The sequence below is a fragment of the Blastocatellia bacterium genome (assembly GCA_035275065.1).
GTDB lineage: Bacteria > Acidobacteriota > Blastocatellia > UBA7656 > UBA7656 > DATENM01.
This window is the reverse complement of sequence record DATENM010000023.1, coordinates 103202-127350: the sequence shown is the minus strand read 5'-3', so window position 1 is coordinate 127350 and position 24149 is coordinate 103202. Positions and strand designations below refer to the sequence as shown.

Genomic DNA, 24149 nt, shown 5'->3' with positions numbered 1-24149 from the left:
TGCGCGCGGCGGCTATTCGACGACGCTCGCGAGCGTGCCGATGGGTTCGATGGTGATGCTGATCTCGTCGCCCGGCTGCAAAGTGAAATCGTCGGGCGGGACGATACCCGTACCCGTCAGCAGGAAGCAGCCTTGCGGGAACGAGTTGTCGCGAAAGAGAAATTCGACCAGCGACTCAGGCGTGCGCTTGAGCTGCGCGAGCGTCGTCTCCCCCGCGAAGACCGTACGGCCTGCGCGCCCGATGCGCAGCTTGGTTTCGGTCGCGGCGGGAAGCCGTTCTTCCGCGACGAGGATGCAAGGGCCGAGCGCGCAGCTACGGTCATAGACTTTGGCCTGCGGCAGGTAGAGCGGGTTCGCGCCCTCTATGTCGCGCGAACTCATGTCGTTGCCGATGGTGTAGCCGACGATCTTACCCGTGCGCGTGACGACGAGCGTGAGTTCCGGTTCGGGCACGTTCCAGTGTGAATCCTGGCGTATGCGCACAGCCCCGCCGTGGCCTGCGACACGGTGCGCGGTCGCCTTGAAGAAGAGCTCCGGGCGCTCCGCCATGTAGACGCGGTCGTAGAAGTCGCCGCCGCCCGCATCTTGCGATTCCTCAATGCGCGCCGCGCGGCTTCGGTAGTAAGTGACACCCGCCGCCCAGACTTCCTGGCTGACAATCGGCGGCAGAATCTTTTCGCTGAAATCGCTGCCCACTGAAGGCAAGCCGGCAGTGCCGAGTAGATTGTGCAAGTAACCGGAGAGGTCTTCGCGGTTGATTAGCTCGTCCCAGTCAGTCTCGAATGAGTAAGCACTCGTGCCGTCTTGAATGATGACGCCATCTTTTACTCGGTAGATTTTCACTGTCGCATTCTCCAATTGATTAGCCGCTGCTTGAGCAAGCGCCCGGTTAAGAGTCCAGCGCGCGCAGTCCCGCTTCGATGACGCGAACGATTCGGTCAACATCATAGACGCTGCCACGCCACGGGCCTCCGCTCGCATTCTGGAGCGCCGCCCACAGTCTCGTGTCGGCGGGCAGAGCCGCGTCAGGCCGTAAGTCAGGGCGCGGCATCCTTGCCGCTAACATCGCCTCAGCCGGCACGTAGTCATTCGGCCCGCGCGCTTCAACCAGATCAATGCTTCCCTCCAGCTTGATCGGGTCTATTACGACGCGGATCAGATCGCCGTCACGCACCTTGCCGATAGTCTGTGCAGTAGCCCGCGAAAGGGATGCAGCCTTGCCGGCGTAACTCTTCGGCGGCGGCCTGCATCAGCAATCCGACTTCGTAATGTCCCGTATGATAGCCGAGCGCGAGGGGCGTGCCGTCGGGCAGGCGTATGCCGCCCTGCGTGCTCAGGATCAGGACTTCGGGACGTCGTAGCTGCGCTGGATTCCAACCCATCCCGACATCCTGTGTCCAGCCGAAGATGTCGCCGCTGGGACGGCCAATCAGGTCTTCCGCCGTGATGGGCAGTTGTCCGCGCGGCCCCGGCACTGCCGTCACGACCCGACAAACATTTTCGACATCCGAGTCGAAGACGGCCTCAGAACTCAACTCTCGCTCACCTCCCGAATCGTTCGACATACCTTACCCCTGGCGCAAAGTCACCATCAGAAATCCGCTCCGCGCGCCGACCACGTTGTTATACCACCCCATCCATTCATGGGTCATCTTGGCAGAGCGGCTCTTTGCTTTGCGAGTTCGACCTTGAAAGTTTCTTCTCTGTCGGCCACGTAATTCTTGTAGCCCACAGGATCAACGAAGGCGGCAAGGCCGACCTCTTTCAGCCGCGCGTATTTCGTTTCGAGATCGAAGTAGTTGCCATGCGCACCGAGAAAAATGTCACACGGCAAGGACTTCAAGACGCGGAAGGTCTTTTCGTAATCCGCCGCAATCTGCGGATAGGCCGAGTTGTTCACCAGCCGGTAGCCGGGATTCACGTTGGGACTGCCGATGATCACAACGTTGTAGGTCTTACCTGCCTCCTGCACCTTCATCGTCCATGTCGTACAACCCTTCGTGTGGCCGGGCGTGAGGTGCGCCATCAGTACGGTGTTCCCTAGCTTGACCTCATCGCCATCGTGCAGCACGCGATCTACCTTCGTGGGCTTGTAGAAGGTCGTTGCATCGTTGCCATACTGAAAGTCCGCCTTGCCGCCCGATTCAACGACCGGCACGTCCGTATCCATAACCATGTACTTCGCGCCGGTCAGCTTCTTGATGGTGTCGCTCGCAGCGTCGTGATCCCAGTGCGCGTGGCTGATGAGCAGGACCTTGATGTCTGTGAACTTGAATCCGAGCCTCTCGACGCTCGCGCGGATAAGCGGGACGTTCTCCTCAAGATCGCTGTTGATCAGGATGTGTCCCTGCGGCGTCGTGATCAGATAGTTGGCGAGGCCACGGCTTCCAACATAGTAGAGATTCCCGGCGATCTTGAAGGGCGGAAATGGTTCGGTCCAATCAGCAGGGGACTGGGCAGACGGAGCGCCAGTTATGCTTATCACCAGGATGAAGATGGCTAGCGTCAGGATTTTTTTCATTATGGCGCGAAAGAATCTGGTAGGTGTCATCAATGTCCTCTCTTGAAAACTAAGGCAGAAGCGCGGCGGAGAATTCACGCTCGCGATATTCAAAGTAGTCGAAGTCCGCCGGACGCCCTGTGCCGGCCAAGTCCTGACAGCACATCCCGACAAACGCGCCGGTGAAATTCGGGACCGTGGGTGGGCCGGCTTCATCCGACAAGATACTCGCGTCGAACTGCTCCAGCAGCCACTGCCACTCATCGCCGCCGACGCGAAAGGCGAAGCGCAGCCGCTCGTAATCCACCTCTACACGCAGATGGACGGGTATGCCTGAGGCAATGGGAATCGGCGTGGTGAATGTGTCTGGCAACTCCGGGTGGCACGTCATTACGCGGAGGTGCTTGCCGCCCGTCTCATCCGTCGAGACGTAAAGGTAATGGAACTTGGAGCCGTTGTAGTAGCAGATAAGCCCGGCCTGTTGCTGGTAGTGTTGCGGCTCGAACTCGACGACCGTCGCGGCGCTGTAGCAGTGGGCTTGTTGCCGCCGCGCGACAAGGGATTGGCGGAAGAGGCTGCCGGTCGTCTCGCGCCCGAACAAACGCAAGTAGCCGGGCCGCGCCGTCAGGCTGAACAGCTCATCCGGCCAGGGCGAGCGCAGCCATTGAAACTCGATGGGTAGCACGGGGACGTCGAAATCTTTGCGCGCCGGCGCGGGCGTAAGCGTGTGCGGCGGTAAATCAGGCGCGGCGGTTTCGCGTTGCGGGAAGGCGTCGCCGTCCTCTGTGTAGAGCCAGTCGTCCGCGCCCCATCGCATGCGTTGAATGGCTGTCTCGCGACCTAGCACGCAGCGCCCGCGATTGCGCAGCGGGCGACCGCAGAGATAAACCATGTAGGTGTCGCCGTGCTGCGTCTCGACGAGGTCGGCGTGCCCTGCCCGTTGCAGTTCCGCATCCGGTCGGTTGCGCGCCGTCAGGATGTACGTATCGGGGTGCAGCTCATATGGCCCCAGCAATTCGCGCGAACGCGCCATCGTCACTGCGTGTCCCCAGCCTGTGCCGCCCTCGGCTGTGATCAGGTAGTAATACCCGTTACGTTTGTAGAGGTGCGGCGCTTCGGTGAAGCCGATAGCTGTCCCTGTGAAGATGTTGTGCCGCTCGCCGATCAACTGATGTTCGGCGGTCGAGTACTCTTCGAGCACGATGCCGCCGAACCGGTTCTTGCCGGGTCGGTGATCCCAGAGCATGTTCACCAAATATTTTCGCCCGTCCGTATCGTGAAACAACGACGGGTCGAAGCCGCTGCTGTTCAGATAGACAGGGTCCGACCACTCGCCGTCAATCGCCGGAGAGGTCACCAGGTAGTTGTGCATGTCGCGCAAGCCCGCGCCGACGCTGCCCGTAGCGGATGTGCGCCCGTAGCGTTTGACGTCGGTGTAGATCAGGTAAAATAACTCACCATCATATGACAAACATGGCGCCCATACGCCGCAGGAGTCCGGGTCGCCGATCATATTCAACTGGCTCGGACGGCAGAGCGGGCGCGTCAGCAATCGCCAGTGTATGAGGTCACGCGAGTGATGAATCTGCACGCCGGGGAACCATTCAAAGGTCGAGGTGGCGATGTAGTAATCGTCGCCGACGCGCACAATCGAAGGGTCGGGATTGAATCCGCGCAGGATGGGGTTTTGGATCACGGTAACCGAGCCACTCATCGCAAGTCCCTTCTCAAATCCCGACCGCTTCGGCTGCTTCCCCGACCGCTTCGGCTGCCTTCACATCCGTTCTGACCACGGTCCACAAGATCACCGCGCCGATGACATCAAGCAAGCCGAGACAAATGAAAAACGGCGCGTAGCCGATCTTCGTCACCAGCGCGCCGATCAGCAGCGAAAAGATCAGCAGCCCGGCGTTGCCGAACGTGCCCGCCATCCCTGCGACCGTCGCGACTTCGTTCTTCTTGAACAGATCCGACGACATCGTGATCACGGTTACGGACAACGTCTGATGGGCGAAGCCGGCGAGGCTAAGTAGCGCAATCGCGGCATATGGGCTTTGTACAAAGCCGACGAAGCCGACACCAAGCATCATAACAGCGCCGAGCGTGAAGGCCGCGCGCCGCGCGTCAATGAGGCTGATGCGCCAGTACTTTTGCAACCACAGGCTGAACGTGCCGCCAAAAACGCAGCCGATGTCTGCCGCCAGAAACGGCAGCCACGCGAAGAGCGCGATCTGCTTCAAATCCCAGCCGCGCGTCTGCGCGAGGTAGAGCGGCATCCAGAATGTCAGCGTTCCCCAGGCCGGGTCAGCTAGAAAACGCGGCAGCGCGATGCCCCAGAAATTTCGCCGCCTGAGCAGCGCGAGCATCGCGGGCCGCGTGCCGTCGTGCTGCAAATGCTTCTCCTGCCCGGCGGCGATGTAGTCGAACTCGGCTGAGGAAAGCGAGGGGTGTTTCTCCGGTGGGTGATAGAGCCACAGCCACACGGCTACCCAGACCAAGCCCAACGCCCCTGTCATCACGAAGGCCGATTGCCAGTTATATTGCAAGATCGCCCACGCGACCAGCGGCGGCGCGAGCATCGAGCCGAACGAAGCGCCGATGTTGTAGACGCCGCCTGCGAGCCCGCGCTCATTGGCAGGGAACCACTCCGCCGTTGCCTTCATCCCAGCGGGGTTCGCCGAGCCTTCGGCCAACCCCAGCAGCCCGCGCAGGCCGGCGAGCGTTTGCCAGTTGTGCGCCAGTCCGTGCCCCATGCTGATGAGCGACCAGGCGGCAGCGAATAGCGCGTAGCCACGCTTCAGCCCAATTACATCAAGCACGTAACCGCAGAGCGGTTGCAGCATGATCGCGCCTTGAAACGTGCCGACGACCCAGGAATACTGCTCAGTGCCGATCTTCAGGTCTTCGAGCAGCGTCGGCGCGGCGACCGAGAGCGTGCTGCGCGTCAAGTAGTTGATGACCGAGCCGAGCATAATCAGCCCGATCATCCACCACCGCAGTCCTCTTAGTTTAGACATTGCCGAGACAGTTCCTTGCTTTGCTCAACGTTGCGAATCCTGGTTGCCGTAGCTCTCAAGAAAGTCGCTGTGCGTGCTCACCCAGGTTGCGTCTTCGTTTTGTGAAGTTGCCGTGTCAACCGGCCAGGAGGTTCAGCATAAACGGCGATTAAGCCAGAGTTCAATGCGACGTTGAAAAAAATGGTGAGCACGCGGTTGTGGCCGCCATGCTCACCATCCGCATCACAGACTCCTTTCTGACTACTGCCGGCGTTTGATTCACGTCCGTCGCTCAGAACGAATACTTCAGCCCCAGTTGAATCTGGCGCATCGGTATGGCCGTTGAGCTGATGACGCCGAAGCCCTGATGCGCGGCATTGGCGGGCGCTCCCGGAAATGCCGGCCCCGCCAGAATGTTTCCGTTCGGCGCGCCCCACACAGGGTGGTTGAAGACGTTGAACGCTTCGAGCCGGAACTGTAGGGCATGGTGTTCGCTGTAAGGCATGTGGAAGTATTTCCCCAACGCCATGTCAATCGACTGGAAATGCGGCGTGAGTATGGTATTGCGCCCGACATTGCCAAAGGTGCCGGCGGGCGACACGATGAAGGAGGCAGGGTCTAGCCAACGTGTGGGGGTGCGGCTCGCCGCATAGCCATTGCCTACGCCTGAGTAGCTGGGGCGATCTGGTAATGGATTGTTGGTGCCGGCATTGTTGATGCCTATGGTGAGGGTCTGCGGAACGCCGCTCTGGATCGTCGTGTTCGTGCTCAACTGCCAGCCGCCGACAAACGCGTCGGCGATTGAGTTGTTGATGCCCAGCGGCTTGCCTTTGCCTATCGGCAGTTCATAGACGGCGCCGAGAACCCAGCGATGGCGAACATCGAACGACGACAGCCCGCGCTCGCAAGCCAGGCAACTGCTGTCTTGCGGGAAGAGTGTGTCGAGGCCCTGTGTGCGGGTGCCGCTGGCATTGTCAATCGACTTGGCATAGGTGTAATTCGTGTTCAAGCTAAGCCCCTGGCCGAAGCGCCGTGTGAGCTTCACGCTGCCGGCGTTGTAGCTGGCGTTGAACCCATCATTGACATAGGAGAGCACCCCGAAGTTGGCAAACGGTCGGCGCGAGTTGATGCTACTTAAGGGGCCCGGCAGCGCCTGGTTGATGTTTTGGAAGCCGTAGAGGTGCCGGCTTTGCGACCCCAGATAGCCCACTTCCACTAGCCAGTTGTTGCCGAGCTGCCGTTGCACGCTCAACAGGTACTGCATGGTGTAAGGCGTCGCGTGGTCGTAAGCGACTGCCCACGCAAACGGCGGCGGCACCTGAACGACGGTGCCGCCGCCGCCGGGAATCGCATTGTTCCAGGTTATCGGAAGTGCGGGCGTCGTGGTGAGATCGACGCGGGCCGCGATATTGCGGGCCATGTCGAAGTACTCGGCATTGGCGATGTCCTGCATGTAGAAGATGCCAAAGCCGGTACGGATCACGGTCTTGTCATTGAGCGCGTAGGCGATGCCGATGCGCGGCGCGAAGTTCTTGTATTTGGTCTGTCGGAGGTTGTTGTTCAGACCGCCGCCACAGACCGCCTTCGTGCTGGTCCAATGGATAGCCAGGCCCTTATACGGATCCGTGCAGCCATCGCCCTGCCGCACGAAGAATGGCCAGTCGGCTTGCGGAGCATTAGCAATAAACTCGATCTTCGGTATCTTCACCGTGAAATAGTTGCCCAGCGTATTGGTGAAGGGCGGCGTCAATTCGTATCGCAAGCCCAGCGACAGTGTCAGCTTGGGAGTGACCTTCCAGGTGTCGTCAATAAACGTGTGGAAGACGTTGCGCTGGAATTTCGCATTGGCGACCGCAGCCGCATTGGTCGATACGAAGAGTTTCCCGAGCAGGAATTCGGCGAAGGAGAAGCCGCCGGTTCCATTCACAGGATTCTTTGTCGCGCCCGCTTGGAAGGTAAACACGCCGCGTGAGAACTGGTTGCCCACCTGATTGAAGTTTTGCCGGCTGTACTCGCCCCCGAAGGCGAAGGTGTGCTTGCCATGTATCCACGACAACTTATCAACGAATTGCAGACTATTGTTGTCAATTGCGAATGGGCCGTCGTTGGCGTCGCCGATTGCGGTGAACCCGCCCCCGTTAAATACAACGTTCGGAATCCCCCAGGTGATCGGATCGCCGGGATTCTGGTTCGGAATGCCGATGTCGGAAATTACATCCAGACTGCCGGCGCTCAGGGTGCCAAGCGAGTTGAAGAAACGCGTATAGCCGAACCGTGCGTCGTTGACGAGGTTGGGAGTCAAGGTCCGCGTGTTGGACCCTGTGTATTGTTCGTAGTTGGTCAGCACCTTCGTCCCCGCGAGATTGAGACCTTGCGCGGAGGTGTTTTCGTCGCCCCAGTTGTACCGGCCCATCCATTGCGACTTCGGCGACTCGATGAAATCGAGTCTGAGAACAAAGCCGTCCCGGTTGAAGGGTTGCGAACTGGTCTGCGCGTAGTTGTTGGTTCTGAGCACACTGGCGGAATTGTAGTATTTCAAAAACTTCAGCGAGATCGGGTCGAGCCGGTTCGTGGGAATGATGTTGCCCGGAAAAGGCTGTCCCGTGTTCGGATCGTAAATGATCGTCGAGGGCAGCAACTCGCTGAAGTCGCCGGCAAACATCCTGGACGTCGGTACGGTAAAGGTGTTCAACACGCTCTGCCGGCGGCGCAGCGCCTCGTAGTTGGACATAAAAAATAGTCTGTCCTGCCCGTTGAAGAGGCGGGGGATGCGCACAGGCCCGTCAAACTCGTAGCCGAAGTCATTCCACTTGAACGGATTCTTCGGCTTGGCGGTGGTGAACTGGTACTGCTTGGCGTCCAGCGCGTCGTTGCGCAGAAATTCAAAGAGCGCGCCGTGGTAGGCGTTGCCCCCCGACTTGGTGAGCACGTTCACTTGCGTGCTCTGGTGCCCATACTCCGCCGGATAAACACCGATTTGAACCTTGAACTCCTGAATCGCGTCAATGGACGGCAGGGCGACGTAGGTGTTGAAGTTCACGTCCATGTTGTTGACGCCGTCGAGCGTGTAGTAATCGAAGAAGATGCGCTGCCCGCCGGCGGAGATCGCTTGCTGGGCGCGCTCGCCGCCCTGACGGGCGCCCGCTTGCCCCGCGGCAGGCGCCAGCACGTTGGCGTTGGGCGAAAGCGCGACGAGATTCAGATATTGCCGACCATTCAGCGGCAATTCCGTCACCATCTTGTTTTCAATCACGGTGCCGACTGTCGAGTTTTCGGTGTTGAGCAGCACGCCACTGCCGCTAATCGTCACCATCTCGCCGACCGCGCCGACTTCCATCGTCACATCCAGTCGCGCCGTCTGCTGAACTTCGAGCTTGATGTCATCGAGCCGCGCCACCTTGAAGCCGGTTTGCTCGACTTTCAATTCGTAGTCGCCGGGCAGCAGCGATGGGAAGGTATAAAGTCCTTCGCTGTTGGTCGTCGCTTTGCGCGTCGCGCCAGTCGCTTTGTTGGTGACCGTCACGGTAGCGCCCGTCACCGCCGCGCCCGATGAATCCGTTACCAGACCGGTGATCTCACCGCTGGTCTGCGCCTTGCTAGTGGCGGCCAAAACGCAGAGCATCGCCACACTGCCTAGCATAAGAAGTACAGAACGCATTCTCATTTTCATCTTTCCTCCTGTGAAGATGCGCCGCGGCTGGTCATGCCGCGGGAACTTAGGACGGATGTGGCCTTACTCATACAAGGCCGGCGAAACCTTCATTCCATCAACTGAGCGAATCTCGGCAACATCAATGGACAAAATCTCTAACCGCAAAGCCAATCGGTCTGTCTATTTATTGGTAAAATCGTAGGATGACCGGGCCTACTCTACTTGGGCTATAATTGGCCGGCAAGTCTTGTAACGTTAATAAACGTTTGGTAACATCCCCCCGCACTGTTTCCACCACGGGCATAATCGCAGGAGTAAAAACTCTTATGAGCGGAACGGCACTCGGAACTGACCAGTCTCTGACGAGCGAGCAGAAGCGCGCGGCGCTCGAAGCCGTTCTCCACAGCCAGACCTTTGCCCGCACCGACCAGTTGAAATGCTTCCTGAGATACGTTTGTGAAATGGAGATGGCCGGTCGCGGCCACGAATTGACCGAGTATCTAATCGGCATCGAAGCGCTGGGGCGGCCGGCCAGTTATTCGCCGGGCGATGATTCGGCGGTGCGCACCCGCGCCTTTGCGCTCAGGAAAAAGCTGCAAGAGTTTTACGAGCACGAACAGCCCGACGCCGCGCTGCGCATCGAGTTGCTGAAGGGCTCCTACTGCCCGCACTTTGTTGAGAGCCAGCCGCCGCAAAAAGCCAATGGCGCCGACACCACGGTCGAGCCGCTCGCGTCACCGCTATTCCAATCCGCCACGGCGCACGATGAATCGCTCCCAGCCGAAACGACAAGTCGGCGTGACTGGAAAAGAAGCCGGCTGCTTGCCTTTGGCGCAGGCGTCGTGGTGACGGCGCTCGTTGTCTGCGTCCTCTACTGGAGTATGAGAGTCAGGCCGGTCGCCAGCGCGGTTTCACACAGCCCCGCGCCGATCCTGGCTGAAGCGTGGGGGCCGCTGCTTCAGCCCAATGCCGACGTGGTGCTCTGTGTCGCTAATCCTCCTAGTTTCTCGGTGCGTCGAGCTTCTTCTTTCGCCGCGACCTCCCCGACCCCGCTTACCGACCCTGACGAGCGGCCTATGCCGCCGCCGCTTTATGAGCTATACGCCAGGCGTTATGCGGCGACCACTAACCTGAACTTGGCGATCACCACCAACGCCACGTATTGGGGAGACGTATTAGGCGCGCTGACGGCGTTCAAGACCCTGAACGCAGCCGGCGTTGCGCCGCAGATGTTTCCCGAAATGGTCACGACGATGCCGACTCTGCGGCGACGCAACGTCATCTTATTTGGCGCGCCGGCATACAGCCCGGCTGTGACCCGCTTGCTGGAAAAATGCCCGCTACATGTGAAGTACCTGGATGCCATCGTCGGCACGGCTACCGAGCAATCGGTAGCAGCGCGTTATGCGCTCGAACGGGACCAACAGCAGCATCTGGCGGTAGTTTTCGGCTTAATTACCGTGCTGCCGGGCGAAAGCGCCGGCGATCACCAAGACCGCATCCTGATCTTTTCGGGAGTGAATTCAGCCGGCGCGCAAGCAGCGGCTGAGTTTTTCAGTTCGCCCGAACACCTGCTCGAATTGAAGAACGAATTGAAAAAAGCCGGACACGATACGTTCCCGCCGGCCTATCAGGTTGTGGTCAGAGCCGAGACCGATGACAGCATCCTCCTTAGCTTTCGCTATGAGACCTTTCGCATCATCCCGCCATCGCCAGGCCATTGAAGACATTCATGACTTACCCGCGTGGTTTTATAGAACCCGCTGATCCCAACCCGACTGCTCCACTGCTCGGCAACCCCTCCGGCAGGGGCCCACTTTCATGTGTGGCAACCCCTAAAGATCATTGTGGTAGAACTCCTCTCGATTTCGCGAGTTCGGCCTTGTCGGCGATCTCGTACCACAGCTGTAGCACAGAATGGGCCGAACAGTGACTAAGAAGGCGGAGCAAAGCGGGCATAGACGATTGAGAGAAAAAGAACGGGTAACAAAGATTTGATTTGCTAAACCGCTATAGGCTATTCATTGAGAGTTTGGACATAGCTTTTGCCATACGGGTAGAAGAGTTCCTTGTGACCTTCCTGCCACGCCGCTTTCAGCTCGGGCGTTGTGATGTCCCAATCGGGTCGGCATTTCTTGAGCACGGCGCGCAGGTCCTGGCGCAGTTCTTCCACCGTGGGCCGCCCGAAGAACCAATAGCCCATGTAGATTTTGTAAATGACCAGACCCGGTTCGAGGACAATCGTGTGCGGGATCATTGGATTGTGCAGCGGGTCTGTGTATTCGGCGATGTCGAGGTCTTTTTGGATGGTGCGCCCTGCATCAGAGAGGAAAGGCCAGTGGGCGCCGACGCCGCTGCGATATTCATTCGTCTCGGTGATGTTGTCGGTGCTGATCGTGACTAGCCGGCAATAGCCGACCTCGATCTCACGATGGAGTTGAACCAATCCTTCATGCTGGCGGCGGTCTTTGGGGCAGAAGCCGCCGCGGCTGAGGACGAGCACCATTGGCTCTTGACCTTGGAGTTCGGAGAGCTTCCGGCGTTTCGTGGTGTGATCGGGAAGCTCGTAGTCAGGAAAGACGGCCCCTGGAACTATGTCAGATCGCATATGAAAAACCGCCTTCTTCACATCGTTAGCACGACGCGGAACTGCGCGTCACCGCTCAGCATCCGCGCGTAAGCCTCCGCCGCCCTTTCCAGCGGATAGGTTTCAATCATCGGGCGAACGCCGGTCAGTTCGGCGAAGCGGAGGGTATCCTCAGAATCCATCGGTGTCCCCGAGGCCCAGCCCTGAATCGTTCGACTTCCAAAAATGAGCTGTGGCGGCGTGACTTCAATCGGTGTGAAGTCCGCGCCCACGACCATTAGCTTGCCGTTCGGCCCAAGACCGTCAATCACCTCAGACATTGCTTTCGAGCTTGGCGCCGTCGCCAGAATTACCTTTGCGCCGCCCAGCTTTTGCAGCTCCTCTGCCGCGTTCGCCGCCCGGCTGTCTATATACACAGCCGCTCCGAGTTGCTTTGCGAGCGCGGCGTTTTCCGGCCCACGCCCGATGGCCGCGACCCTGTAGCCGAATTTGTTGGCGAATTGAATGCCGAGATGGCCCAAGCCACCGATGCCCTGTACCGCCACCAAATCGCCCGGCGACGCGCCGCTGTGTCGCAGCGCGTTGAAGGTGGTGACCCCTGCGCAGAGCAGCGGCGCGGCTTCTGTGTCGCTCAGACTTTCCGGTATCGCCGCCAGAGCTTCAGCGGGAGCGATCATGTACTCCTGATAGCCGCCGTCATAGCTGATGCCCGCAATTTTCATATTCCGGCAATTGATAAAATCTCCGCGCCGACACGCGCTGCACGTGCCGTCGTAGCCGCCATGCCAGCCGACGCCGACGCGCTGTCCCACTGTCCACTCGGAAACGCCGGCACCTACTTCATCAATGATGCCCACGACTTCGTGTCCCGGCACGCGGGGATACTGAATGCCAGGCAACCCGCCGTCCTTCGTGAGCACATCGCTGTGGCAGACGCCGCATGCCTGCACCTTGATGCGCACCTGTCCCGCGTCGGGGGTGGGAATCTCGCGTTCGACGATCTGGAAATCGGCTCCCGGCGTAGGAACCTGCGCCACCTTCATTGGCGCTGTTGCGGCTTTTGTCGTTGCCATAAGTCCTCCATGAATTTGAAGCCATTGTTGAAAGGCACTCGCTGCCGCCTTCGTGCCCTTTGCCTACTAACCATCGCCTGGTTCATCGCTCTTGCGACTACAGACTATGAACCTTCGGAGTAGGTTATACATCACGAAATCGAATAGTTTTTCACTACCACTTTCAAGGGTAGCGAGGCATCCCTATTTCGTGGTACTACGGTTCGCTTATGCAGTGCCGGTCTTTGATCAGCAGCTAAGCGAGGACCATCCTGGCCCGGGCTACTAAGCCAAAATCTGGTCTCCCATACCGCCGTACATAAAGGTACGCGGCAGTTCCTTCTCCCTTCGTTGTTGCTGTTGCGATTTGTGTCTTTGCCATCACTCCTAATGATGGGATAGTCAATCCCGAGTCTCGCGGTCAGGCGATTTTGATTCCAGGCATTCATAGTCGGACACCTCTAAGACCACTTCAATCTTAACGGGAACCCGAGTGGAAAGCTTGCGACCTCGTACACTAAACAGCAAGGGCTTTGTCTCCTTGAAGCGTCAGGCTTCAACCGCGTCAAAGGCGGCGCTGCTCCGCGCATCGAGTTCTCGCGCCGCCTGCTGGAGGCGCTCCGGGTTGCGTCCGGTGATGACAACGTCGGCTCCCTCGGCGCGTGCTCGTCTGGCTGTCTCAAGTCCGATTCCGGAGCTGCCGCCGATCACGACGACGATCTGCCCCTGAAGTTAGGGTTCGCGCAGGGGCGGAGAGATTGTGTTTGTGGTGGTCATGGTTTCCTCAGGCAGTCACTGTAGAAGACAGTCACTACCCCAGCGGTCGGCTGACTTGGAGAATGCCTTCGCTCGTAGGGCTTCATCGGGGAAGAATGTGAAGGACCTCCTCCGCGTAGCGGTCGGCTGCGGCGGCGGCCTGCTCCGGACTGCTCCCCTGCTGGCGCGCGCTCAGGTAGGGCGCGTACCAGTCCGACCAACGGTGCTCGGCATGCGTCTTCTCGAATTGGCCGTGGTGCTCCTCTGTCTCGTGAAGAAGCTCTGCAAGGGTTGCGACATCCGTAGCTTCGGCTCGCGTCTCCTCCCACTCGCGGCCCGGAAGCCGCGTCGTGACCTCCTGGAGCAGCCAGCCATTTCCATCCGGGTCACTGAATGTGGCGAACGAGCGGTAGCTCTCATGATCGGGCGCAGGCCCGCTGATGCGCCCGCTGCTGCCGGACTGGAACTGCGCGCCGGGCGTCCCGGCGTGAAATACTTCGCTAACATCGACCCCGTGGCTCGCGAGTTCGTTGCGTGCAGACTCGATGTCAGAAACGATCAGATAGAAGCCCTGGGCCGAGCCGGGCGCAGCCGAGGTGACGTTGCTGCCGAATTGGATCGAGCAAGCCGAGTTGGGCGGCGTGAACTGCAAGACACGGAGGCCGTTATCGAAGGCGAAGTCGGCGTCGAGTCGCCAACCAAGGTTTCCGTAGAACTCCTTTGCGCGGTCAACGTCCGAAACAGGGATGACGACCGCCTCTAGCTTCAAGTCGCCGTTAGTGATTTGTTTCATGGTATCTCCTATGGTTTGTCGTCGATCTACGCCCCTTCAACGATCAGGTGCAAGCTGATTCATTAAGGCGCGTAACGAGTGAAGACAAAGTCGTGATCTTTGGCGGGCGCGTGGCAGGCATAGCAGGTCTTGTGCAGCGCCGCGCCGTCAGGTTTATCATTGGTGAATTGAGCGAAGCCCCAGCCGCCGGTCGCGGCATATTTTTTTGAGTCCTTGACCATGAACTGAACGTTGGTCGCGGGGCCGGCCACCAACGACCCGGCTAAGAGCTTCGTCACCTGTTCAGGCGGGAGACCTTGTCGCTCGGCAGCCGCGCGAAAGACTAGGTTGTTTTCCTCCGACGTGACCGCTCGATAGGCGAGCCGGGCAATAATCGCGCCGTCAGGAAATGGCTTTCCCTCTTGATAAGCCTTGATCGCTATATCGTTGCCCAGTTTGACGCGTAGATCGTTCAGAGGTTCCCCAACGTGGGCGACGGAGATCATGCGCCAATCGCGATATCCCGCAGGGAGCTTAATCCCGTAGATTGGTGCGGCCTCTCCATCGGCTTGTCCAGATGCGGGTGCCATATAGGCGATCACAGCGGTCAGGGCTGCAACTGCAACCAGCAAGAAAATCTTCTGTCTCATAAACGTTCCTCCTGCCAAGACGAACCAATCGTCCGTCGCGCTGATCAACACCATAAGCAATCTGGAGCGAGAACACATCACGAGAAGGAATAGTTTTTTGCTACCACTATTGGCGGCAACCGAGATACCTTGATTGTGGTAGATGGGATCGGGATGGAGTTCGGCCCGAAGATGGTCGGGTCGTGTTGCAGAAAAGCGTCGCCGAACCGCACCAGACAGAAGCTAGAGCCAAGAGGGCAACGCTGAGTGAGTCAATCCGCCTGCGCCTGAAATGGTCGGTGGCGTCGGGATTAGTCGGCTCAGTATTCCGCGAAGGCGTCATGCGGATAGCAGTACAGCCATCGCTCGCCGGGCTCTGCCGAGGCGATCACCGGATGCCCGCTTGCTTGCGCATGTTTGGTGGCGTGGCGGTTCGGCGAGTTGTCGCAGCATAGCGTCGTGCCGCACTCCTGGCAGGTGCGTAGATGAACCCAGCGCGCGCCGATCTTCACGCACTCTTCGCACTCGCGGCGCTTCGCGTGTTTGACTGTCGTGATCTCGTCGAGATGAGGACAAGTAACATCAGCCATGCTCGTCTCCTTGTTATTCATGCAGCGCTTGATGTACGAAGGCGACGGCAATTGAGCCTTCGCCGACCGCCGACGCCACGCGCTTGAGACTGCCGCCGCGCACATCGCCGACGGCGAACACACCGGGCAGACTGGTTTCGAGCAGGCGCGGCGCCCGCGTGAGCGGCCAATGCGCCGCCGCCAAATCCTCCGGCGTTAAATCCGGCCCCGTCTTGATGAAGCCTTTCCGGTCAAGCGCGACGCAGCCCGCGAGCCAGTGCGTGTTTGGAACTGCGCCGGCCATACTAAAAACATGGTTGATCGCGCGAGTCTCGCTCTCGCCGGTCTGATTGTTCCGCCAGCGCACGCGCTCAAGATGGCCGCTTCCTTCAAGGGCAACGATTTCGGTGTTTGGTCGAAGGACAATGGCCGGGTTCTCTTCGATGCGGCGAATCAGGTAGCGCGACATCGTCTCCGCCAGCCCGTCTGAGCGCACGAGCAAGTGCACGCGCCTGGCCGACTGCGCGAGAAACACCGCCGCCTGTCCCGCCGAGTTGCCGCCGCCCACGACAATGATTTCTTCACCGCGGCACAACTGCGACTCGACGAAGGTCGCGCCGTAGTAGACCCCCGCACCCTCAAACTGCGAGAGATTATCGAGCGGCAGCCGGCGGTACTCTGCGCCCGTAGCGATGATGATCGTGCGCGCCGGCACGCGCGGCCCGCTGACGATTTCGACGGCGTAAGGCTTGCGCTCGCATGCGATACGGCTGGCCCCTTTTGCAATCAGCAGCTCGGCGCCGAACTTCTGCGCTTGCGTGTAGGCGCGCGCCGCGAGTTCTTGTCCTGAAACGCCTGTGGGAAAGCCGAGGTAGTTTTCGATCTTAGAACTCGAACCGGCCTGCCCGCCCGGCGCGTTGGCTTCCAGCACCAGCACGTTCAGTCCTTCCGACGCACCGTAGACTGCCGCCGCCAATCCCGCGGGGCCTGCGCCAACGATCAACAGGTCGCGGACGTGCGTCTGGTCTATGGCTTCGTTGAAGCCGAGACAGTCGGCGATCTGCTGATTGTTCGGATCACGAAGCACAATCTCGCCGCGACAGATCAACACGGGCACGTCTTCGACGCCGACCCGGAAATGATCAAGCAAGTCCTGCACGCCTGAGTCGTGATCAAGGTCGATGAACGCGTAGGGATGGCCGTTGCGCGTCAGGAATTCTTTAATGCGAATCGTTCCCGCGCAATGGTTCGACCCGATTAGGACCGCGTCGCCGAATCCATGCGCAATCAACTCGACGCGGCGGAGGATGAATGCGCGCAGCAGGATGTCGCTCAGCTCGCTGTCGGTTTGCACGAGCGCGAGCAACCGATCACGCTCCACTTCGATGACTTCGCCCGACTCGCTGACGCGGATTTGGGCGAAGCCGCGGCGGCCTGAAAGCAGATTCACTTCGCCTGTGAACATACCGGGTCCGTAGACGACGATGAGGTCTTCGCTCGTGCTCGTCGGTCTGACGATTTGGATCTGACCGGCGACGACGACAAAGAATTGCGCCGTGCGTTCGCCGGCTTCGACCAGCACCTCGCCACGCTCGACCCGCCGCACGTGGCCGTGCGCAGCGAGGCGCGCCATCTGAGCCTCTGTCAGCTTCGGCACCATCTCGTCGAAGCGTGACGCCTGCGCCGATGAATTAAGTAGCGGTCTGTCGCTCATAGGACTAGGTGTAGCCCCTTCGCTTGCCGAAGGCAAGCCGCCGCGCCTGACCGAGGGATTCGCAACGCGGCCCTCACCTGCGCGCGGCAGCCGACCATCCTCACTCCGGTCGCAGGTATTTCTTCAACTCCGCCGCCGCATGTTTGAACAGGGAACGAACGGCGGGTTCTTCTGCCAAACCATTCAGCAGCCCGAAGTCATGAATCATGCCGTTGTAGCGCACCGTCGTCACCTCGACGCCGGCCTCGTCCAGCTTGCGCCCGTAGGCTTCGCCCTCGTCACGCAAGATGTCGCTTTCGGCGACCTGAATCAACGCCGGCGGCAAGCCTCGCAACTGCTCCGCTGTGGCCTGTAAGGGCGATGCGAAGATTTCCTTTCGCTGGTTTGGGTCAGTCGTGTAGAGGTCCCACATCCACTTCATCAACGGCGTCGTGAGGAAACGCTTCTCGCCGAACTGTTTGAATGACTCTCTCTCGAAGTTCGCGTCTGTCACCGGCCACATCATGATGTGAAGCTTGATTTGCGGGCCGCCATTCTCTTTCGCCTTCAGCGCGGTCGCCGCCGTCATATTGCCGCCGACGCTGTTGCCAACGACGGCCAGGTTCTTGCCGTCGACATCAATCTCGCCGCCGTGCTCGGCCACCCAGCGGGTGGCGGCGTAGATTTCGTTGATCGCCTGCGGATACTTCGCGTCGGGCGTGCGCGTATAGTTGACGAAAACAGCGGCCATCCCCGAAAGCACGACGAGGTCACGAACCATGCGCTTGTGCGTCGGGTAATCACCCAACACCCAGCCGCCGCCATGTATGAAGACAAAGACCGGCAATTGCCCTTTAACACCGGCCGGGCGCACGATGTTGAGCTTGATCGTGTAGCCATCGGCGTTGATCGTCTTTTCGGACTCCTCGATGCCTGACAGGTCAACCGAGACCGATGCCTGTGCATTGACCAGCACCTCGCGCGCGACGAGCGGCGGCAAAGCCTCAAGCGGCGGGCCGCCCGCAGAATTCAAGACTTCTAAGAATGCCTTCGTGCCCCGCGAAAGCCGTGGGTCGGCAGCGACATCCAACGGCCTTTCGGCCTGCGACGTTGTTGTACCACTCATAAGTCCTCCTTCGTTGTTCGTAGTCTCTGTGGCCCCTACCCCACACTATGGCGGATCAGAGCGAAGATCACATCACGAGAAGGAATGGTTTTTTGCTACCACTGTCGGTGGGGCATGGAGATACCCCGATTGTGGTAGCCGCGATTCAGGCGGCACGACAATCAGCATTTGGGCGAGCGGTTATTGTGCGGGATGATAATCTCGCGGCGTCCGAACAGACGGGCATCGAGCGAAAACGCTCCCGGCCCGAGCAGAATAATCGCGACAGCCATGATATTCACGAAGATGAGCGACGGTTTGCTATTGAATAGACTCAGCGGCGGGGCCGGCAGCCACGGCAGCGCGACGGCGATGCTCGCGAGTGCCGTCAACACGCAGGCCGCTTTCGTCAGAAAGCCGATGAGAAGAGAGGTGCCGCAGACGATAGCCAACAACCCGATGGCCCACGTCCAAAGCGATAGGTTGCTGCGGTCGGCCAGATAGACTCCGCCTTGCGTGATGGCGGCCGAACCGACACCGGCTCGCAACAGCAGCAAGCCGATGCCGGGTTTTCCGCCGGCGAATGTAGAGAAAAATAGCCTTTGCAAGTCCGGGCCTCCTTGACCGTCATCGGTGTACTTGCGGCGCTCCTCTACTTTAGATTAATCATCCCATACGGAAAGCGAATCCCTAAAGGCAGGAATTTTTTTATACCACTTCCGTGATCGCGCCTTGTGTCAGGCAGGCCACTCACAACTGGATGATGCCGCGGCGTACGGCGATGGCCACCGCCTGGGTGCGGTCGCTCGCGCCCAGCTTTTCCATGATGTGCTTGATGTGCACCTTGACCGTCTCTTCAGAGATGAAGAGATGTTCGCCGATCTCGCGATTGCGGTTGCCGCTGGCGACCTGCCGCAGGACATCTATCTCGCGCCCGGTCAAATCATCGTCGCCGAAAAACTCGGTCAGGTGGGCCGCCACCTCCGCCGGGATGCGCTTCTTGCCTGCGTGTACCTGGCGGATGGCTTCGACCAGATCTTTCGGCGGCATATTCTTGAGCATATAACCGCGCGCGCCGGCCTCAAGCGAACGCCGTATGTCTACGTCGCCTTCGAATGTAGTCAGCATGACGACGCGCGCCTGGGGGAATTCCGACCGCAGGGCGATCAAGACATCAATGCCGCTCATATCGGGGAGTCGCAAATCCAGGAGCGTCACGTCGGGCTGATGCTGTCGGAACAGTTGAATGGCTTCGCCGCCGGTGGCCGCCTGAGCGATCATCTGCATATCCGGTTGATTGTTGATGATGGCGGCAATCCCCTCGCGCAGCAGGGGGTGGTCGTCAACGCTAAAGACGCGGATGCTTGCCGGGTCACTCATTTACTCTCCTCCCTTACCGGGTTTCGATAATCCCGGTCTGGCGTTTAGCGGATACAAGCCGGCCAGCCAGCTCAACGAACGATTTGCGGGCTGGCCTGGGAAAGCAACATAGCCTGGAACCGTCAGTTCAACCAGGGTTCCGGCGCCGGGCCGGCCTCGCACTCTGAGCCGCGCGCCAAAGGCTTCGGCTTGCTTGCGCAAACCTCGTCGCTCGTCGTTCTCTGAGCCTGGCGCTTGCGCATCTGTCCCGCGACCGTCGTCGCGGATGACAATGCGCAGGTGTCTGGCTTTATATTCTACCGCGACTTCGACGTGCTCGGCGTGCGCGCGGCGCAGCGCATGAGCTACGGCTTCACGACCGAGGCGGTAGATTTCATCGCGAATGATCGGGTGCACGGGCCGTGGGCGGCCCTCGACGGTGACGCGAAAATCGATCTGCTCACGGGCGACGAACTCCTGCCGGATGCAGGAGAATACCTGTTCGATATCAAGTGAGTCAGCGCTGTCAGACGAGCGCAGACGTTGCAGCGCCTCCCTGCCTCCTTCAAGGACCTGCCCCAGGACATGCAGGACATGGGTGAGCGAAGCGCGCGCCGGCAAATCTTCGGGCAAGCCATCAACCGCGACATGCAGTTGCATCGAAGCGCTGATTACGCCCTGCAACAGCGTGTCGTGGAGTTCCTGGGCGACGCGTGTGCGCTCGGCGAGGCGTTCTTCAACGCGCAGGTTCAGTCGCCGAGCCGACTGGTGTAGCCGATAGCTGTAAAGCGCCAGCAGGGCAGACATGGCAGCCAGCGCACACAACAACAGGAACCACCACCGCTGCCAGAAGACCGGTACGCCTTTCACCATTGCCGCAGCAACTACTCCGTTGCCTTCACCGGGTAGCGCGTCCGTGACCGTTGGCGGTTGATAGCCAGGCTCGACGAGCAAGGCGGCATACTCGGTTCCGAGGTGCGTCGCGCTCCGCCATCTGGAATCGGGCTGAATCTGCGTGGAGGTCTGATTCGCGAAGGGCTGTACGTACCACGCGCCGCTACGAGCATACAGGACGATCTGCAATTCGGAATGCGCGCCGATGACGCGCCCTTCGATCACGTCGAGTTTGTCCGGGCCGCCCTCTTCAGCGAGAGGGACGCGGGTGAATTCGATGAACGGCCCGACGTTCGTTTGCCGAGTGCGACAGCCGCCGGCTAACATGCCGCAAACGGCCAGTAGGAGAAGTCCCGTCCAGGCGAGACGGCTTGTCGTAGATGTTTCCAGTTCTGAACTCAAGGTTCTTTTTTTCGGAGGAGCCAGGCTGTCGTTGTCAGCCTCACAAGATTGTTTCCAGCGGTACAGCAGTCCTCTCGTAGAGTATGGGTTCCAACTGAAAAGCGAATCCCTACAGTCAGTAATTTTTTAATAACACGAAAGTGGTAGTGGATCAGGCTTACCGCACGGCTCTACTTTCCTTGCCGTTTGGCTTTTGCCTTTTCCGGCCTTGTTTTTAGCGCAATCAATCTGGCGACCCACCGGCGGCGGTCAGAGGGCAAAGTTTCAAAGGCGATATGGCCGGGGATGAGGAGTTCGACTTCCGTACCGGCGTCGGCGGCGCTAAAGAGTCTCAGCCTCGCACCAATCTCTTCGGCCCGCTCGCGCATGCCTGAAAGTCCCCAGTGCCCTTCGCGCCCTGTGTTGAGCACCTGCGGATCAATCCCACAGCCGTTATCGCGGATGTGCATTCTTAACTGTTTCGACGCGTATTCGAGCACAACTTCGATGGTGTCGGCACGGGAGTGACGAAACGCATTGACCACGGCTTCGCGACCGATGCGGTAGACTTCATCGCGGATGACAGGGTGTAAGGGCCTGGGACGCCCTTCGACGCTGACGCGATAATCTATTCGCGCTTCGAGGGCGAGTTCCTGCTGAATGTCGGAGAATGACTGGGCGAGATCGTGAATGCCGCGATCAGACGAACGCAGACCTTTCAGCGCCGTCCGCCCCTCCTCGATCACTTGCCGCATCAGGTCGAGCACGCGATTGACTAGCGGCTTTGCCGCCGACCCTTCGGGCAAATGATCGGCGGCGACGTGGAGCTGCATCGACGCGCTCAAGAACCCTTGCAGCAAGGTGTCGTGCAAGTCTTGAGCAACGCGCGTGCGCTCGGCGAGCCGCTCTTCAAACCGCAGGTTCAACTGTTTGGCTAGATGATGCAGGCGCAAGCGGTAAAAGACGAGTACGGCCAGCGCGATAGACATCAAGACTGAGAGGCGAAACCACCAGGTCTGCCAGAATACCGGATCAATCTCGATTTGGATGATTGATTCCGCACTATTCCAGAGTCCGTCGCTGTTGCTTGCCATGACCCGAAAGCGATAGGGGCCGGGGTCGAGGTTCGTGTAGACGGCCTCGCGGCTGGCGACCGGCTCGCTCCAGTTTTGATCGAAGCTATCCAGCTTAAACTTGTACCTGACGCGATCAGGCACCGTGAGGCTCAGGCCCGCATAGCTGAAGATGATCCTTTGGCGGGCGCTTGAAATATGTAGCGCGCCATGAAGATCAACGGCGCTGCCATCCGCCGTCACCCCTTCGATGCGGACCAGAGCGGGGGTTGAACGGTCTGCCACCTGCCGCGGATCAACGACCGAAAGCCCGCTTCCGGTAGACAGCCAGATGCGTCCGAGCGCGTCCCTGATGACCGACCGGTGGCGCCTTACTCCTCCGACACTGCGTAACCCGTCGGCAAGACCGAACTCTCGTATGTCGGTTTCGACGATCACGCCGCTCAGTATCCGGTCGCGGTCAACTCGCAATACATGATTAGTCGTCGCGATCCAGAGCCGCCCATTCTGATCCTCGGCTAATCCCAATATCGTTGCATGTAAGGCTTCGGGCACTTCACGAGGAACTTGAATGTCGCCGTCACTGAGAATCGCAATCCCGTTGTCGGTGCCGATCCAGATCATGCCGCTGGAATCTTCCATCAGACAGTTGATGTTTCCAGGTGGCAGGCCATCCAGGTCCGTATAGACTGCCCAGCGATCATGTGATAACCAACACAATCCGTTCGCCGTCCCGAACCACATGCTCCCGTCGGAGCTTTCCAGGATCGAGGTTATAGAGTTCGAGGGCAGACCTTGTGCGGTTGTATAGGTGATGAATTTGCCGTCCTTCAGCCGGCTGAGGCCGCTGCTGACGGTTCCCGCCCAGACGCTGCCGTCGCGACTCTGATGAACGGCGTAGACGCTGTCTTGAGCGAGTCCGCCGGCCCGCGTATAGGTCTCAGCCGTGAAGGAACTCCCGTTGTACCTGAGCCGGGTCAGCCCGCCTCGCCGACGGCCTACCCACAACTCGCCTGCACTGCCCGCGAGCGAATAGATTTCGTCTCGGTCAAGTCCGGCGTTCTTCACCTGTCCCGTCTGTCCGCCCTGCTGCCAAAAGAGCCCGCCGCTCGAAGGGGCAAACCAGGTGCGGCCATCGCCGTCAACGTAAATGGCACCATTCCCCTGTGACGCAGAGTCGCTCGAAACCGCATAGGTCATAAAAGCTGTGTCACGCAGGCGCTCAAGACCTTGCGTCGTTCCGACCCAGAGATTGCCTTCGCGGTCTTCAAAAATCGTGTTCACAGCCCCGGTCGAACGGCGGTCGTTTGCTTCCAGTGAAGCCGCCCCGCTGGCGTTGACCCGCAACAGTCCGTTGCTGGTGCCGATCCAGATGTTCGACTGGCGGTCGCTGAGCATTGCAAGGGCCTGCGTTTGATCGAGCGAGCCCGTGCCGCGAACCATCGCCGGCGCGTCGCCGCTCTGTCGCACGATGCCACTGTCAGTGGCGACCCACAATTCACGACCCCCAGCCGCCAGAAGACAATTGATCTTTTTGTCAGGCACCCCATTCGTCAAGGCGACAAGCTGGCCATCGCTCATAGAAAAGAGGCCGGCATCTCTGGTTCCTACCCAGACTTTGCCATCGGCCATCTCCGCCAGGGAGATGACCAGCCAGTTAGAATGTTCAGCCGTGCTGGCCAGCTTTACAAATCTTCCACCGTCATCCCTGAAGATGCCCGAGCCGCGCACCGCAAACAGCGCTTCGCCACGCGGGCCTCTACACATTGCCGTGACCCCTGGGCGCGCCGGGTCGAGGTCAGCCATGACATCTTGAAAGACTCCGTCTTGGTAACGCAGCATATTCCGGCTCTGCGGTCGTATCCAGAGGCTTCCGTCAACGTCTGCCATCAGGTCGAGAATGGGACCAGCCGGAAGCGCGGCAGAGTTCGTATGATCGAACAGGCGGAAGCTTAATCCGTCGAAGCGAACCAGCCCCCTCTCCGTGCCGACCCAGAGATACCCATCGGCGGTTTGCGTAATGGCGTAGACAGGCCCGCCCGGAAATCCCTGTTCGTTGACCCATCGGTCACGCACGTAGTCGGACATCGCCCGATTAGGATCTAAGGCCCGCGTGCTAGCCGCAAAAGAG

At 59.6% G+C, this 24149-nt stretch carries 18 protein-coding genes and 2 pseudogenes; 1 reads left to right on the top strand and 19 read right to left on the bottom strand.

Features of this window, described 5'->3' with window-relative positions:
• Window positions 1-12: 12 nt before the first annotated feature.
• The 7 genes and pseudogenes from VJ464_04525 to VJ464_04495 all read right to left on the bottom strand — a co-directional run bounded on the left by VJ464_04525 (window position 13) and on the right by VJ464_04495 (window position 9166).
• Entirely contained in the window at window positions 13-843 is an 831-nt protein-coding gene (locus VJ464_04525; protein HKQ04372.1) for a fumarylacetoacetate hydrolase family protein, read from the bottom strand.
• A 46-nt stretch (window positions 844-889) separates the two neighbouring features.
• Window positions 890-1174: a hypothetical protein gene (locus VJ464_04520; protein HKQ04371.1), complete on the bottom strand. Its 285-nt coding sequence runs from the start codon at window positions 1172-1174 to the stop codon at window positions 890-892.
• Between the two features lie 19 nt (window positions 1175-1193).
• Window positions 1194-1484 (bottom strand): annotated as a pseudogene (locus VJ464_04515) (YjhG/YagF family D-xylonate dehydratase).
• Window positions 1485-1648: 164 nt separating this feature from the next.
• Window positions 1649-2521 carry a subclass B3 metallo-beta-lactamase gene (bla, locus tag VJ464_04510; GenBank protein HKQ04370.1) on the bottom strand — a complete coding sequence of 291 codons (873 nt, stop codon included), beginning with the start codon at window positions 2519-2521 and terminating at the stop codon, window positions 1649-1651.
• A 49-nt stretch (window positions 2522-2570) separates the two neighbouring features.
• Window positions 2571-4214, bottom strand: coding sequence for a glycoside hydrolase family 43 protein (locus VJ464_04505; GenBank protein ID HKQ04369.1), 1644 nt, complete (start codon window positions 4212-4214; stop codon window positions 2571-2573).
• A gap of 13 nt (window positions 4215-4227) precedes the next feature.
• Entirely contained in the window at window positions 4228-5517 is a 1290-nt protein-coding gene (locus tag VJ464_04500; GenBank protein HKQ04368.1) for an MFS transporter, read from the bottom strand.
• A 271-nt stretch (window positions 5518-5788) separates the two neighbouring features.
• Window positions 5789-9166 (bottom strand): carboxypeptidase regulatory-like domain-containing protein, encoded by a 3378-nt coding sequence (locus VJ464_04495; protein HKQ04367.1) that lies wholly within the window; start codon window positions 9164-9166, stop codon window positions 5789-5791.
• Window positions 9167-9474: 308 nt separating this feature from the next.
• On the opposite strand from VJ464_04495, the gene VJ464_04490 reads away from it, so the two are divergent.
• Window positions 9475-10872 (top strand): hypothetical protein, encoded by a 1398-nt coding sequence (locus VJ464_04490; GenBank protein ID HKQ04366.1) that lies wholly within the window; start codon window positions 9475-9477, stop codon window positions 10870-10872.
• A gap of 293 nt (window positions 10873-11165) precedes the next feature.
• On the opposite strand, the gene VJ464_04485 is transcribed toward VJ464_04490, so the two are convergent.
• From VJ464_04485 to VJ464_04430, 12 genes and pseudogenes are all read right to left on the bottom strand, one after another.
• Window positions 11166-11756 carry a redoxin domain-containing protein gene (locus VJ464_04485; protein ID HKQ04365.1) on the bottom strand — a complete coding sequence of 197 codons (591 nt, stop codon included), beginning with the start codon at window positions 11754-11756 and terminating at the stop codon, window positions 11166-11168.
• A 17-nt stretch (window positions 11757-11773) separates the two neighbouring features.
• Window positions 11774-12778 (bottom strand): alcohol dehydrogenase, encoded by a 1005-nt coding sequence (locus tag VJ464_04480; protein HKQ04364.1) that lies wholly within the window; start codon window positions 12776-12778, stop codon window positions 11774-11776.
• 570 nt (window positions 12779-13348) lie between these two features.
• Window positions 13349-13507, bottom strand: a pseudogene (locus tag VJ464_04475) (SDR family NAD(P)-dependent oxidoreductase).
• Between the two features lie 139 nt (window positions 13508-13646).
• Window positions 13647-14336: a VOC family protein gene (locus VJ464_04470; GenBank protein ID HKQ04363.1), complete on the bottom strand. Its 690-nt coding sequence runs from the start codon at window positions 14334-14336 to the stop codon at window positions 13647-13649.
• A gap of 62 nt (window positions 14337-14398) precedes the next feature.
• Window positions 14399-14965: a cytochrome P460 family protein gene (locus tag VJ464_04465; GenBank protein HKQ04362.1), complete on the bottom strand. Its 567-nt coding sequence runs from the start codon at window positions 14963-14965 to the stop codon at window positions 14399-14401.
• Window positions 14966-15264: 299 nt separating this feature from the next.
• Window positions 15265-15534, bottom strand: coding sequence for a UBP-type zinc finger domain-containing protein (locus VJ464_04460; GenBank protein ID HKQ04361.1), 270 nt, complete (start codon window positions 15532-15534; stop codon window positions 15265-15267).
• Between the two features lie 13 nt (window positions 15535-15547).
• Window positions 15548-17227, bottom strand: coding sequence for an FAD-dependent oxidoreductase (locus tag VJ464_04455; protein HKQ04360.1), 1680 nt, complete (start codon window positions 17225-17227; stop codon window positions 15548-15550).
• Between the two features lie 100 nt (window positions 17228-17327).
• Window positions 17328-18332, bottom strand: coding sequence for an alpha/beta hydrolase (locus tag VJ464_04450; GenBank protein HKQ04359.1), 1005 nt, complete (start codon window positions 18330-18332; stop codon window positions 17328-17330).
• Window positions 18333-18493: 161 nt separating this feature from the next.
• Complete coding sequence (locus tag VJ464_04445; protein ID HKQ04358.1) at window positions 18494-18919, bottom strand: DoxX family protein; 426 nt, start codon at window positions 18917-18919, stop codon at window positions 18494-18496.
• A 142-nt stretch (window positions 18920-19061) separates the two neighbouring features.
• Window positions 19062-19691: a response regulator transcription factor gene (locus VJ464_04440; GenBank protein HKQ04357.1), complete on the bottom strand. Its 630-nt coding sequence runs from the start codon at window positions 19689-19691 to the stop codon at window positions 19062-19064.
• Entirely contained in the window at window positions 19692-20966 is a 1275-nt protein-coding gene (locus tag VJ464_04435) for a histidine kinase (protein ID HKQ04356.1), read from the bottom strand.
• Between the two features lie 170 nt (window positions 20967-21136).
• The gene (locus VJ464_04430; GenBank protein ID HKQ04355.1) at window positions 21137-24106 is read right to left on the bottom strand and encodes a two-component regulator propeller domain-containing protein; all 2970 of its coding nucleotides are present in this window, start codon (window positions 24104-24106) and stop codon (window positions 21137-21139) included.
• Window positions 24107-24149 lie beyond the last annotated feature (43 nt).

Bases quoted from the DNA above. Each gene is read 5' to 3' on its own strand.
- VJ464_04490 (HKQ04366.1), top strand. From the start codon at position 9,475: ATGAGCGGAACGGCACTCGGAACTGACCAGTCTCTGACGAGCGAGCAG.
- VJ464_04450 (HKQ04359.1), bottom strand. From the start codon at position 18,332: ATGAGTGGTACAACAACGTCGCAGGCCGAAAGGCCGTTGGATGTCGCT.
- VJ464_04480 (HKQ04364.1), bottom strand. From the start codon at position 12,778: ATGAAGGTGGCGCAGGTTCCTACGCCGGGAGCCGATTTCCAGATCGTC.
- VJ464_04430 (HKQ04355.1), bottom strand. From the start codon at position 24,106: ATGTCCGACTACGTGCGTGACCGATGGGTCAACGAACAGGGATTTCCG.
- VJ464_04485 (HKQ04365.1), bottom strand. From the start codon at position 11,756: ATGCGATCTGACATAGTTCCAGGGGCCGTCTTTCCTGACTACGAGCTT.
- VJ464_04460 (HKQ04361.1), bottom strand. From the start codon at position 15,534: ATGGCTGATGTTACTTGTCCTCATCTCGACGAGATCACGACAGTCAAA.
- VJ464_04470 (HKQ04363.1), bottom strand. From the start codon at position 14,336: ATGAAACAAATCACTAACGGCGACTTGAAGCTAGAGGCGGTCGTCATC.
- VJ464_04465 (HKQ04362.1), bottom strand. From the start codon at position 14,965: ATGAGACAGAAGATTTTCTTGCTGGTTGCAGTTGCAGCCCTGACCGCT.
- VJ464_04505 (HKQ04369.1), bottom strand. From the start codon at position 4,214: ATGAGTGGCTCGGTTACCGTGATCCAAAACCCCATCCTGCGCGGATTC.
- bla (HKQ04370.1), bottom strand. From the start codon at position 2,521: ATGAAAAAAATCCTGACGCTAGCCATCTTCATCCTGGTGATAAGCATA.
- VJ464_04495 (HKQ04367.1), bottom strand. From the start codon at position 9,166: ATGAAAATGAGAATGCGTTCTGTACTTCTTATGCTAGGCAGTGTGGCG.
- VJ464_04440 (HKQ04357.1), bottom strand. From the start codon at position 19,691: ATGAGTGACCCGGCAAGCATCCGCGTCTTTAGCGTTGACGACCACCCC.
- VJ464_04500 (HKQ04368.1), bottom strand. From the start codon at position 5,517: ATGTCTAAACTAAGAGGACTGCGGTGGTGGATGATCGGGCTGATTATG.
- VJ464_04455 (HKQ04360.1), bottom strand. From the start codon at position 17,227: ATGAGCGACAGACCGCTACTTAATTCATCGGCGCAGGCGTCACGCTTC.